Here is a 12,858-nt window from a genome sequence, read left to right on the forward strand (position 1 = left end):
GCGCGCCTCCGCGACGAACACGCCTTGCAACCGCCGACCCCCATCGACCCGAGCCGCGACGCGAACCCCCGAGCCGGCGGCGAGGCCCCCGGCACGCCCGCCGACGTGGACGCCGCGAGCGCGCTCCGCGGCGAGCGCCCGCGGCCTCCCGAGCCCACCGCCGCGCGCGCGCTCTTCGCCGCGGCCGCCACGACCGCCGCGGTGACCGCGGTGTCCTACGCGGCGCCGGCGAGCTACGCGGGCACGCTCGTGGGCCTCACGTTCCTCGCGGCGACGTTCTGGCTCGTGCTGCGGTACGACGAGGTGACCATCCGCGACCACGGCCTGTCGCTCGGCGGGATCCTCGAGCCCGTGCCGCTGTCGGCCGGGCGGCTCGCCCGCGCCGCGCTCGGCGCCGTCGCGTGGGCGGCCCTGGCCGCCGCGATCGTGTTCCCGCCGTTCTGGCTCGGCTACCGGCTGTACTGGGGCGCGACCTCGCCGTTCGTGCTGCGCCCGCCCTCCGTCGACGAGATCGCCGCGCAGCTCCTCGTGGTCGCGCTGCCCGAGGAGGCGTTCTTCCGCGGCTACCTCCAGAGCGCCCTCGACCGCGTCTTCCCGCCGCGCGTCCGCGTCCTCGGCGCGAGGCTCGGCCCGGCGTGGCTGATCTCGTCGGCGATCTTCGCGATCGGGCACGTGCTCACGATCCAGCACCCCGCGCGGCTCGCCGTGTTCTTCCCGGCGCTCCTCTTCGGGTGGCTGCGGGCGCGCACGGGCGGCGTCGGGGCGCCGCTCGTGTTCCACGCGGCGTGCAACCTCTTCTCCCTCACCCTCGCCCGCGGTTACGGTCTATCGCCGTGAGCACCTCGTTCGACGACACGGCGCCGCGCAGCCCCGGCGCGCCGGCGCGGCACGACGGCGCCGCGCCGCAGGGCGGCCGCGCGGCGCGCCGGCGCGCGGCGCTGTTCGACATGGACCGCACGCTGCTGCGCAAGGAGACGGCGAGCCTCTACGTGAAGTACCAGCGCCAGATCGGCGAGGCGACGACGCGCGATCTGCTGAGGACCCTCTACTGGGTCGGGCAATACACGCTCGGCGTGCTCGACGCCGTGAAGGTCGCCGAGCGGGCGCTGCTCTCGCTCGAAGGTATGCCCGAGACCGTCATGGCGGCCCGCTGCGACGACTGGTTCCGGCTCCATGTCGAGCCGCACATCGCCGACGGGGGGCGCGAGGCCGTGAGGCGCCACAAGGCAGCAGGAGACCTCTGCGCCATCGTGACCGGCGCGTCGCGCTACGCCTCGCACCCGCTCGCCAGGCGGCTCGGGATCGAGCACCTCGTCTCGAGCGTGCTCGAGATCGACGAGCACGGGCGCTTCACCGGCCGCGCCGAGCAGCCGCTCTGCTTCGGAGAAGGCAAGGTCGCGCGCGCGCGGGCGCTCGCCGACGCGCAGGGGTTCCGGCTGGAAGAGGCGACGTTCTACACGGACAGCATCAGCGATCTGCCGCTCCTCGAGCTCGTCGCCGTGCCGGTCGCCGTCAACCCCGATCCCAGGCTGCGCCGGGTCGCCGAGCGGCGCGGATACCGCATCGAGCGCTGGTGAGCGTGCGCCGCGCGCTGCCGCCTCAGAACGACGGCGGCCGCGACGCCGGCGGCGCGCCTGACGTCGGCGGCGGCCGCGACGTCGGCGGCGCGCCGGACATCGGCGGCGGTCGCGACGTCGGCCCCAGCGAGGCCGGCGGCGGCTGCGAGGCGTGCAGGCCGAGCGGGAGGCTCGAGCGAGAGAGGGAGGACCGCGTGTTGACCGCCCAGAGCACGATGGCGGCGACGACCGGGCCGATGAAGATCCCGGCCGCGCCGAACAGCTCGAGGCCGCCGAAGATGCTGAGCAGGGCGATGAGCGGGTGCATCCCGCCGTGCGAGCTCTGGACCCACGGCCGGATCACGTTGTCCGAGAGCCCGATCAGGCCAGCCGCGACGCACATGCCGATGCCGCCGCCGATGCGCCCGACGATGAACAGGTAGATGGCCGCGCCCAGCGTCACCGGCGTTGTCCCGATCATGGGCACGAGCGAGAGCAGCGTGGCCAGCAGGCCGAACAGGAACGCGCCCGGCACCTTGAAGACGAAGAGCGCGACCGTCGTCAGCGTCCCCTGGACGGCGGCTGTCGCGAGCAGGCCGAGCACCGCGCCGTGCACCGTGTCCTGGATCGAGGCGAAGAGGACATCCGTCTCCTCGTGCCGGAACGGCGACTGCGTGAGCAGCCAGCGCAGCAGCAGGCCGCCGTCGCGGAGAAGGTAATAGAGCGCCACGGTGAACAGGAAGGCGTCGACGATCGACTGCGGCACCGCGGCGACCATGCCCCCCGCGAAGCCCGCCATCGAGCTGCCCACCCGCTGGAACAGGTTGCTCACGTAGTTGCGGACGTCGTCCCCGGACAGGCCGGCCCTGTTGATCAGCCCCGTTATCCGCCCGTCGTTGAGGATGCCCTGGAAGCGCTCGATGGTGCTGGACCAGTCCCGGGCGAAGAAGCGGCTGATCGAGGCGGAGGCCTCGATGATGATGACCGTGAGCGGGATGCACACGAGGATGACCACGCTGACCGTGGAGATCGCGGGCGCGAACTTGCGGAAGCGGCCGAGTCGAGGCGAGAGGCGGCGCTGGAGGGGGGAGACGAGGAGCGCGACCAGGCCGCCGAGCAGGACCGGAACGAGCAGCCCTTTGACCATCCAGAAGAACAGCGCGACGAGCCCCGCCCGGAGGGCAAACGACAACCATCGATCGGACTGAGGTTCGTTCATTGCCGTGTGCGCTTGCCTGTACGCCGCCCTCGGCGGCCCGTTGCGGGCCCAAGGTAGGGTGGGCGTCCGGCATACACCAGCGATTTCCACGGCTCCTCGAGCGCAGCGCGCAGATTCCGCGATACAGTCAAGCTCGGCCGACGACCGCGAAGGCGCACGACAGCCATCGCCGCCACGTCCGCTGGAGGGAGCAAGGATGAGCACGAGCGGTGGTGGGGTTCCGCCCGGAGGCGATGGCTGGGGCAACGGAGGCGGAAGCTGGGGAAACGGCGGTGGCTGGGGGACGAGCCCGCCAGGCGGACAGGGCGTGACGCCGGGCGGACAGGGCGTGACGCCCGGCGGACAGGGCGTGACGCCCGGCGGCGGTGGCGCGCCCTCGACAGGGGGATATCCGCCGCCCGGCGGGGGATACCCGCCACCGGGCGCAGGGTGGGGCTCGCCGCCCGGCGGGGGATACCCGCCGCCCGGCGGGGGATACTCGCCGCCCGGCGGGGGATACTCGCCGCCGGGGGCTGGCTGGGGACCGCCGCCGGGAGGACCGGGCGGACCGCCGGGAAGTGGATGGGGGCCGCCGCCCGCGTACGGCGGCGGACCGTCGCACCCCGGCCCGATCCAGGGCACCTCGGACAAGGACCAGGCGACAGCCTTCCTGCTCGCAGCGTTTCTCGGGATCTTCGGCGTCGACCGCTTCTACCTCGGCCAGACCGGGCTCGGGCTCCTGAAGCTGTTCACGTGCGGTGGTCTCGGCTTCTGGACCCTCATCGACGTGATCCTGATCGGCACGGGTTCCATGCGAGATGCCCAGGGCCTCGTGCTCAAGCGCGACCCGCCCGTCGGTCACCCGACCAGGAGCCAGTCCACGCTCTTTCTGCTCTCGTATTTCCTGGGGACCCTGGGGGCCGATCGCTTCTACCTCGGCCAGACCGGCCTCGGCATCGCCAAGCTCCTGACGTGCGGCGGACTCGGCATCTGGTCGCTGATCGACACGCTCATGATCGGCATGGGCCGCTTCCGCGACGCGGAAGGCAACTCGCTGCGGTTCGACCGCTGACAGGCCAGCGCGCAGCGGCCCGGACGAGACAGGCGAAGACGCCAGGCACGCCTGGAGCACCCCGGAGAGCTCTTCTCACGTCCTCACGTCCCTGGCGTCGAGTCGGTTCAACTCGCTCTCTCGTCCGAGCCCCCCCTCGATCAGCCGGGCAACGACTACGAGCTCTCCACCGCGGGTCACGACCAGGAGATCGCGCGCCGATCGGCGCGCTCGGCGCGTCCCTCGGTATCCAAGAATGCATGGAGCGAACCCCGGATCGCTCCGCCGCGCCCGTCACTCCAGCGCCAGCATGCGCACGGTGCGGGGCATGAGCCGCACCTCCAGCGCCCCTCGACGCGCCTCGAAGCGCGCGTCGTCCAGCACGTCGCGCGCGCGCGACGCGCGCACGGTGACGCGCGCCACCACGTCAGCGTCCTCGGGGTTCAAGAGGAAGAGCACCCGCGGGGCGCCCGATGCGTCCTCGTGCAGCGTGGCGAACACGGTGCTGGGATCGCACGCGAAGGTCGGCAGGCCGAGCGCGTCGATGGCGCGCGACACCGCGCTGTCCGCCGCCGCGGGGTCGTCCTGGAGCAGCGCCGGCAGGTTCTGGCCGGGGGCGAGGAGCCGCTTCAGGTCGTAAGGCTGCGGGAGCTGGCGGAAGGCGCCGTCGAACGCGGGCTCGCGCGGGCCGAGCGTGATCAGCGTCCCCTGCCCCGCCGCCGCCTCGAGCCGCGCGAACAGCTCGGGGCTCAGGCCGCCCGCGGTGGCGCAGATGATCCAGCGCGCGCCGGCGAGCGAGACGTCGCGGTCCTCGCCGCCCACGTGGGCGTAGGGGACGCCGCGCCCGTCGAGCGCCTCCTCGAACGCGCGCACGAACGTGTCGGACTCCACCGCGAGCGGGTAGCCGAGGCCGAGATCGTCCTCGAGGCACCGGTCGCGCGCGCCGAAGTTCAGGATCGAGAAGAAGGCCCCGGTGAGCGGGCCGAACGCGTGCATCACGCGGTTCAGCCGGCGCTCGGTGCGCGGCGTGACGATGCGCACGGGCGCCGGGCGGCGGAGCGTGTGGAACGCCGTCGCCTCGAGCGCCGCGGAGAGCTTCCGCCAGAACGCGGCGAACGGGCGCGGGCGGCCGTGCGGATCGATCGGCGCGCCGATCCAGCGATCGCGCTCGACCGCCATGTAGATGTTGTACCCGCGCAGCCCGTAGGCGAGCGCCGCCATCATCACGAAGACGCTGTCGCGCTCCTCGAGCGGCGGGAAGAACGGCGGGAAGCCGGCGCCCATCTCGCACGCGAAGGGCGGCAGCGAGAGCGCCTCGCAGCGCACGGCGAGCTCGCTCGTCCGGCGGGCGATGATCTGGCGGCTGCTCGGGCTCGCGACGCTGTAGTAGTCGAGGCCGACGAGGTCGACGACGCGCGAGATGCGGGCGGCGTTGAGCGGCGTCGCCTCCTGCCCCATCGGGAAGTTGTGCATCGTGGGCAGGCCGTCGACGCCGGCCGCGGCGAGCGCCTTCGCGAAGCGGCCCATGGCGGTCTCGAGCAGGTGCTCGTGGAACTCGCTCCAGTCGAGGTGGCGCGCGAGATCGGCCGGCGTCTCGGCGTCGAAGGCGACCGGCGGCGTGATGGTCGCGAACCGCAGGTCGCCCTCGTCGGCGGGCGCGCGCTCGCGGGCGACCGCGCGCAGGAGCGCCGCCGCGGCGTCCTCGGGCGCGGCGCCCTCCGGCGCCGGCTCCGCCCGCCGCGCGTACGCCCGCTGGAGCGCCTCGATCGTGCGGTATTTCTCGCGCAGGAACCCGCGGTACAGGGAAATCGCGTCCGGGTGGTAGTCCTGGTCGTACGCCCCGTCGCGGAAGTAGAGCGCGCCCTCGTTGTCGATCTGGACGAGCACGATCGGCCCGTCCGGATGGAGGTGCGGCCGGAGCACCGGGCCGAGCGCGTGGAAGTAACGGGCGACCTCGTCGTGAAACGCGTCGCTCGCGTAGCTCGGCACCGGGAACCCGTACGGCAGCATCGGGAGCACGACCGGGTTGTTCCGCGCCGAGCGGGCCTGGCAGCTCGGGTCCCAGAGGATGCGCTCGGGGATGCCGAAGCCGGTGAGCTCCGCGTTGATGTGCGGGCCGGGGCGGGCGATGACGTGGAAGCCGAGCTCGTGCGCGAGCCGGAGGAAGGCGCCGACGTCGCGGCGCGGGTCGATCTGGCCGAAATCGAACTGGCCCGGGCCGGTCTCGTGAACGGCCCACGGCACATAGATGTCGATCAGGTGAACGCCGAGCGCGCGCGTCGCCTCGAGGCAGGCGCGCCAGTCCGGCGGGTCGAGCCGCCAGTAGTGCAGGCTGCCGGCGTACAGCGGGACCAGCTTGCCGCCGATGTCGAGGCCGCCCGGGACGAGGCGGACCCCCCGCGTGAAGCGTTCCTCTGGAGAGCTCGCGTCCTGCGTCGTGGCCACGCGCGCGCACACTAGCAAGGATCGCCGGGAGATCGATACCGCCGCGTGCGGTCCGGCGAGCACGCCGGCCGGGGGCGACGGCGGCGCGGCGCGCGGTCAGCGCACGTCATCCATGGTGCGCGCGGCCAGCAGCGCATGTCGGCCCGCGGTCAGCGGATGATCGTCAGGGAGCGCGCCACGAAATCGTAAACGGGCCCCCAGTAGACCCCGAGCAGCAGGGTCGGAACCGCGAACGCGCAGGTCATCGCGCCGAGCAGCCGCCGCACGGGCGCAGGCTCGGTGCGCTCGCCCTGCTCGAGGTACATCGCGCGGAGCACGCGCGCGTAATAGAAGAGCGAGATCACGCTGTTCACCACGCCGACGACGGCCAGGACCCAGCTCCACGCGCCCCCGGCGGAGATCAGCGCCGAGAAGAGGTAGAACTTGCCGACGAAGCCGGCCATCGGGGGCAGGCCGGTGAGCGAGACGAGGAACACGGCCATCGAGGCCGCGACGAGCGGCGCGCGGCGCCCGAGCCCCCGGAAGGCGGAGAGCGTCTCGTCGCCGCCGCTCGTCTCGGCCACGGCCATCACCACCATGAACGCGCCGAGGTTCATGAAGCAGTAGGCGACGACGTAGAACACGATCGCGGCGAGGCCGGCGTCGCTGAACACGGAGAAGCCGAGCAGCATGTAGCCGGCGTGCGCGATGCTCGAGTAGGCGAGCATGCGCTTCACGTTCTCCTGCCCGAGCGCCGAGAGGTTGCCGATGGTCATCGTCGCCATCGCGAGGCACCCGGCGAGCACCGGCCACGGCGTCTCGACGGCGGGCGGCGCGCTCGCGGCGCCGAGCGCGTCCCAGAAGAAGCGGACCAGCACCGCGAAGCCCGCGGCCTTCGGCCCGACCGAGAGGAACGCGGTCACCGGGGTGGGCGCGCCCTCGTACACGTCCGGCGTCCACATGTGGAACGGCGCGGCGCTGATCTTGTAGCCGAAGCCCGCGAGGATGCAGGCCGTGCCGACGAAGACGACCTCGGGCACCCTGCCCTGCTGCGCGGTGAGCTCGGCGATCCGGGCCGCGCACTCGCCGAGGCGCATCGACGCGGTGATGCCGAAGATCCAGCTCATCCCGTAGAGCATGATCCCCGACGCGACGCCGCCGAAGATGACGTACTTGAGCGCCGCCTCGCTCGACTTCGCGTCGTTGATCTTGAAGCCCGCGAGCACGAAGCTGATGACGCTGACGAGCTCGAGCGACAGGTAGATGAGCAACAGGTGGCGGCTCGCCGCCATGAGGTTCAAGCCGAGCGAGAGCACGAGGATCAGCGTGAAGAACTCGCCCGTCTCGCGGCGGAGCTCGGGCTCGACCCCCGTCTCCTTCGAGGGCGGCACCGAGAAGAGGACGATCGCCGCGGTGACAAACGCGAAGATCACGCGGAACAGGTTCGAGAAGCGGTCGAACGCGAGCAGGCCGTAGAAGAGGTTCTGAGGCCCGGCGTCGCTGGCCAGGAAGTACGCGCCCACCCCGCCCGACCAGCCGAGCGCCGCGAGGCTGATGATCACGAGGCCGCCGAGCTTGAGGCGCGCCGGCGCGGCGAGGTCCCACGCGACGAGCAGCAGGACGGCGGCGATGAGGCCGAGCTCCGGCGCGAAGTACGCGAGGCTCTCCAGGTTGTCGAGGGTGCGGGTATCCACGGCTTATCTGGCGCTGGCGAGGGCGCGCCGGCCCGCCGCGGCGCCCTGCTCCGGGGCCCGCGCGGCGCGGGCCGACGCGGCGCTGTCCACGCCGGGCGCGCCGGCGATCTGGAACTGCCCCGGCCTGTCGACGAGGCGATGCACCTCGAGGGCCCCGCGGTCGATGAGGCTGAGCAGCGGGCGCGGCCAGAAGCCGAGGACGAGGACCAGCGCCGCGAGCGGCGCGATCGACGCGAGCTCCCGCCGGTTGATCTCGGGGAACTTCCCGCCGAACGGCTCGAGGTACTTGCTCTGCCGCCACGACGCGCGGAACGTGCCGAGGAACATCCGCTGGAGCGCCCAGAGGTGGTAGGCCGCGGTGACGATCACGCCGACCGCGGCGAGGATCGTGAGGGCGCGGTAGCGCGGGAAGGCGCCGATGAACGTCATCGCCTCGCCCCAGAAGCCCGACAGGCCGGGCAGGCCGAGCGACGCCATGAACGCGAAGCCCACGAGCGCCGTGTAGAGCGGCATCTCCGCGGCGAGGCCGCCGAACTTGTCGATGTCCCGGGTGTGCGCGCGGTCGTAGATCACGCCGACCAGGGTGAAGAGCATCCCGGTGATCAGGCCGTGGTTGAACATCTGGACGAGGCAGGCCTGGATGCCCTGCGGCGTCATCGCGCCGAGCGCGAGCAGCGTGAAGCCCATGTGGCTGACCGACGAGTAGGCCACGAGCTTCTTGAGGTCGCTCTGCGCCATGGCGCAGAAGGCGCCGTAGAGGATGTTGACCACCCCGAACGCCGCCATCGCCGGCGCGGCCCACTGCGTCGCCTCGGGCAGCAGGGAGAAGTTGATGCGGAGGATGCCGTAGGTGCCCATCTTGAGGAGCACCCCCGCGAGGATCACGCTGATCGCCGTGGGCGCCTCCACGTGGGCGTCCGGCAGCCAGGTGTGGAACGGGAACATCGGGATCTTGATGGCGAACCCGACGAAGAGCCAGACCCAGACCACCTTCACCGCGGCGATGCCGAGGATCTCCAGCCCCTGCGCCGTGAAGGCGACGCGCGAGAGCTCCGGGATCGAGAAGATGCGCTCGGTCGCCTGACCGTCGACCAGGTAGGTGTGGCCGGCGTTCAGGTAGAACCAGATGAACGCGAGCAGCATGAAGACGCTGCCGGCCAGCGTGTAGAGGAAGAACTTGATCGCCGCGTACTCGCGCCGCGGCCCGCCCCAGATGCCGATGAGGAAGTACATCGGCAGGAGCATCACCTCCCAGAACACGAAGAAGAGGAACAGGTCGAGGGCGATGAAGACGCCGTACATCCCCGTGACGAGGAGGTTGTACATGGCGAAATAGCCCTTGAGCTGATCCTGGACGCTGTAGCTCGCGAGGGCGCCCACGAACGAGATCAGCGCGGTCAGGAGGACCATCGAGATCGACACGCCGTCGACGCCGACGAAATACTCGACGTTCAGCGAGCGGATCCACACGCCGTGCTCGATGAACTGGTAGCCGTCGTTGCCGTCGGCCGCGGTGAAGCCCCGGTCGAACTGGGCGTAGAGCCACCCCGCGAGGACGAGGTTCACGCCCATCAGCACGACGGTCATCAGCCGGAGCTTCCTGTCGTCCCGGAGGCGCAGGACGTGCGCGAGGAAGACCGCGACCACCCCGAGCAGCGGCAGGAACGTCATGAGCGAGAGGATGTGGTCGCCGACGAAGCCGAGGCCGCGCTCCGCGTGGATGCCCATCGCCACGGTCCGCGCTGGCTCCACCACGCCGGCCGCGCCGGCCGCGACAGCGTCCGACTCGACCACGACGTGCCCGTAGAGCTCGCGCGCGCGCGCGCCCGCGGTCTTCCACCGGACCACGACCTTCCGGCTCGCGCCCGGCGCGAGGGTCGCCGCGGTGCCGCCGCCCTCGAGCTCCGCGCTGACACCCGGCGGGACGCGCGGATCCTCGGGCGACGTGCGCACGATCACCCGCGTCACCCGGAGGGGGCCGTCGCCGCGGTTCTCGATCGTGAACGAGCCAGCGAAGTCCGGCCCGCTCGCGGCGAGCTCGACCGGGGCGCCGGGCGCCTCCGCGCGCAGCGCGATCTGGCCGTGCGGCTCGGCCGCCCTCGGCGCCTGCGCCCGCGCGGGCAGCGCCGCCCCGAGCACGACGGAGAGCGCGGCCAGGAGGGAGATCAGGAGCTTCATGGTGGTGGCTCTGCCCGAGCTCGCGAGGGCGAATCCGCGAGGCATGTTGACGAAGGAGAGGTTCGACATCCGCCGTTCACCGCAGGAAATAATGAACGATGCTGAGCAAGGCGACGCCGCCCAGGAGAAGGTAGATGTAGCTCTGGATGCGCCCTGTCTGCAGGGTGCGGAGCTTCTCTCCCGCGCTCAGCGTGCCCTCGGCGACGACGTTCACGACGCCGTCGACGAGGTACCGATCGATGGCGCCGGTGACCCAGGCCGCGGCCCGGGCCAGGACCGCGACGCCGTTGACGAGGCCGTCGACGATCCACCGATCCATCTCGGCGAAGAAGAGCCGCAGCGAGAGGAAGGCGCGCACCACGGTCGCGTCGTAGATCTCGTCGACGTGGTACTTGTTCGAGAGGAGCTGGAACCCCGGCAGCCGCCGCTCCTCGGACTCCCAGCGCGGGGAGCGCCGCTCGCCGTAACGCGCGCGGGCGAGCGAGAAGGCGCCGATCGCGCCGCCGACGGAAATCGCCATCAGCGCGAGCTCCAGCCCCAGCCCGTGGCGCTGGAACGAGACGTCCGCGTGGGCGAACACCGGATGGAGCCACTCTTCGAGAAGGGGCTCGCCGTGGCCGCCGATGAAGTGGCTCGAGAAGCCGAACACCACGCCGGCGAGCGCCGACAGGAGCGCCAGGACCGCGAGCACCCCGGTGATCGCCGCCGGCGACTCGTGGACCTTCTTCTTGATCTCCTTGCGGGCGTGCGGCCCCTCGAAGGTCAGGTAGTAGCTCCGCCACATGTAGAACGAGGTGCCGAGCGCCGCCGCCAGGCCCATGCCGTAGATGAGCAGCCCCGGGATCGGACCGGTGTTCTCGGTGCCGAACGCCTTCCAGAGGATCTCGTCCTTGGACCAGAACCCGGCGAGGAACGGGATGGGCGCGGCGGTGATGGCGAGACACGCCACCTGGTAAGTCCGCGCCGTGCGCGGCATGACGCGGCGGAGGCCGCCCATGTTGCGCATGTCCTGCGCCGCCGCCTCGTCGTGCTCCACGGCGTGCATCCCGTGGATCACCGAGCCCGAGCCGAGGAAGAGGCACGCCTTGAAGAAGGCGTGCGTCATCAGGTGGAACACGGCGGCCCAGTACGCCCCGACGCCGACCCCGATGAACATGAAGCCGAGCTGGCTCACCGTGCTGTAGGCGAGCACCTTCTTGATGTCGTACTGGAAGAAGCCGATCGTGGCCGCGAAGAGCGCTGTCGAGGCCCCGACGAGCGCGACGATCCCGCTGGCGACCGGGCTCAGCGCGTAGACGAAGTTGAGGCGCGCGATCAGGTAGACGCCGGCGGTGACCATGGTGGCGGCGTGGATCAGCGCGGAGACGGGGGTCGGGCCGGCCATCGCGTCGGGCAGCCAGACATGGAGGGGGAGCTGGGCGCTCTTGCCGGCCGCGCCGACGAACAGGAAGAGGCAGGCCAGCGTGACCAGCGCGACGCCGCCCCACACCGTCTTCGACTGGAGCGCATCCCTGAGGAAGGCCTTGCCGCTCGCGTCCTTGATCACGAGCTGATCGTGGATCTCGCGGAAGGTGACCGTCGAGCCCACGGTCGCCACCACGACCTCCTTGCCCGGCTCGACGCGCATCCGATCGATCGCGGCGATCTCGAGGCCGTCGCCCCCGATCACGGCGCCGTCGCCCGGCACGATCACCACGGAGTGCACCCCGGCGTCGATCTCCTTGCGGATGAAGGGCGAGACGCCGAACGGCGGCGGGTTCGAGGCGAGCTGCGCCGCGTTCGCGATACCGAGGTACACGCGCGCGCCGGGGTGGCCGGTGAAGGTGAGATAGCCCTTCGCGCCCGCGAGCCGCGGTGTCCTGCGCTGCCCCGCCGCGTCGCGCGCCCCGGCGGAGGCGCCTTGATCGCCGTGCGCCTCTCCGGCCACCGCGATGAAGCGCGCGCGGTAGTCGGAGAGGTACCGGCCGTCGTCGAGCCACCTCGCGCCGAGGCCCCAGAAGAGGAGCGCGAGGCCGCACACGAAGCCCCAGTCGCCGACCCGGTTCACGACGAAGGCCTTCATGCCGGCAGAGGCCTTCTTGTAGTCGCTGTACCAGAACCCGATGAGCAGATAGCTGCAGAGGCCGACGCCCTCCCAGCCGAAGAACATCACGATGAAGTTGTCCCCGAGGACGAGGAGCAACATCGAGAAGACGAAGAGGTTCAGGTACGTGAAGAATCGCCAGTAGGCCGGCTCCGCTTCCATGTACGCCGCGGCGTAGACATGGATGAGCGCGCCGACGCCGGTGATGATCAGCGTCATCACGCCGCTCAGCGGGTCCATCAGGAACGCGAAGTTCGCGTCGAGCGACCCGATGCGGACCATCTTCCAGGCGAAGCTGTAGAGAGCGCGCTCGCCCGGATCGAGCCCGGCGAGCTGCACGAAGTTCGCGAGCCCGAGCGCGAAGGCGCCCAGCATGGCGCCCACGGCGACGAGCGTGACGCCGAGGCTCCCGATGTGGAGCCGCTTCGACAGGTCGCGCCCGAACGCGCTCCGCTGCAGCGCCCGGCCGAAGAGCGCGTTCACCGCCGCGCCGAGCAGGGGCAGGAGCGGGATCCACCAGAGCGGCGTCAGCGACGCGTGGACGTGCGTGACCTGGCCGGAGTAGTCGGGCATCGTAGGGTCAGCCGGTGGGAACGTGGGCCGCCACGCGCGTTCTGCGCTGAAAACGCCGCGCGACAGCGTGACTGTCGGCTCTGTTGACTCCCCCGCGAAGC

The 12,858-nt window shown here is 71.5% G+C and carries 8 protein-coding genes; 3 read left to right on the top strand and 5 right to left on the bottom strand.

Annotated features, from left to right (window positions below):
• The first annotated feature begins 24 nt into the window (after positions 1 to 24).
• Positions 25 to 837 (top strand): myxosortase MrtC, encoded by an 813-nt coding sequence (gene mrtC, locus WME76_RS35995; RefSeq protein WP_437956709.1) that lies wholly within the window; start codon positions 25 to 27, stop codon positions 835 to 837.
• Positions 834 to 1,577 carry an HAD family hydrolase gene (locus WME76_RS36000; protein ID WP_433930183.1) on the top strand — a complete coding sequence of 248 codons (744 nt, stop codon included), beginning with the start codon at positions 834 to 836 and terminating at the stop codon, positions 1,575 to 1,577. Before mrtC ends, WME76_RS36000 begins: the two co-directional genes overlap by 4 nt.
• 22 nt (positions 1,578 to 1,599) lie before the next feature.
• Here the strand turns inward: WME76_RS36000 and WME76_RS36005 are convergent, their stop codons facing one another.
• Complete coding sequence (locus tag WME76_RS36005; protein ID WP_437956710.1) at positions 1,600 to 2,748, bottom strand: AI-2E family transporter; 1,149 nt, start codon at positions 2,746 to 2,748, stop codon at positions 1,600 to 1,602.
• A 223-nt stretch (positions 2,749 to 2,971) separates the two neighbouring features.
• On the opposite strand from WME76_RS36005, the gene WME76_RS36010 reads away from it, so the two are divergent.
• Positions 2,972 to 3,826: a TM2 domain-containing protein gene (locus tag WME76_RS36010; RefSeq protein ID WP_437956711.1), complete on the top strand. Its 855-nt coding sequence runs from the start codon at positions 2,972 to 2,974 to the stop codon at positions 3,824 to 3,826.
• 273 nt (positions 3,827 to 4,099) lie between these two features.
• Here the strand turns inward: WME76_RS36010 and WME76_RS36015 are convergent, their stop codons facing one another.
• The 4 genes from WME76_RS36015 to WME76_RS36030 all read right to left on the bottom strand — a co-directional run bounded on the left by WME76_RS36015 (position 4,100) and on the right by WME76_RS36030 (position 12,757).
• The gene (locus tag WME76_RS36015) at positions 4,100 to 6,250 is read right to left on the bottom strand and encodes a beta-galactosidase (RefSeq protein WP_437956712.1); all 2,151 of its coding nucleotides are present in this window, start codon (positions 6,248 to 6,250) and stop codon (positions 4,100 to 4,102) included.
• Positions 6,251 to 6,399: 149 nt separating this feature from the next.
• Positions 6,400 to 7,923 carry an NADH-quinone oxidoreductase subunit N gene (locus tag WME76_RS36020; protein WP_437956713.1) on the bottom strand — a complete coding sequence of 508 codons (1,524 nt, stop codon included), beginning with the start codon at positions 7,921 to 7,923 and terminating at the stop codon, positions 6,400 to 6,402.
• A gap of 3 nt (positions 7,924 to 7,926) precedes the next feature.
• On the bottom strand, positions 7,927 to 10,170 hold the full coding sequence (locus tag WME76_RS36025; RefSeq protein ID WP_437956714.1) for a complex I subunit 4 family protein: 2,244 nt from the start codon (positions 10,168 to 10,170) through the stop codon (positions 7,927 to 7,929).
• Between the two features lie 7 nt (positions 10,171 to 10,177).
• Positions 10,178 to 12,757 carry an NADH-quinone oxidoreductase subunit L gene (locus WME76_RS36030; protein WP_437956715.1) on the bottom strand — a complete coding sequence of 860 codons (2,580 nt, stop codon included), beginning with the start codon at positions 12,755 to 12,757 and terminating at the stop codon, positions 10,178 to 10,180.
• Positions 12,758 to 12,858 lie beyond the last annotated feature (101 nt).

The organism is Sorangium sp. So ce119 (assembly GCF_051524405.1).
Taxonomy (GTDB): Bacteria; Myxococcota_A; Polyangia; order Polyangiales; family Polyangiaceae; genus Sorangium; species Sorangium cellulosum_G.

Excerpts from the sequence above, each read along its gene's own strand:
- WME76_RS36010 (WP_437956711.1), top strand. The coding sequence starts at position 2,972 with ATGAGCACGAGCGGTGGTGGGGTTCCGCCCGGAGGCGATGGCTGGGGC.
- WME76_RS36025 (WP_437956714.1), bottom strand. The coding sequence starts at position 10,170 with ATGTCGAACCTCTCCTTCGTCAACATGCCTCGCGGATTCGCCCTCGCG.
- WME76_RS36030 (WP_437956715.1), bottom strand. The coding sequence starts at position 12,757 with ATGCCCGACTACTCCGGCCAGGTCACGCACGTCCACGCGTCGCTGACG.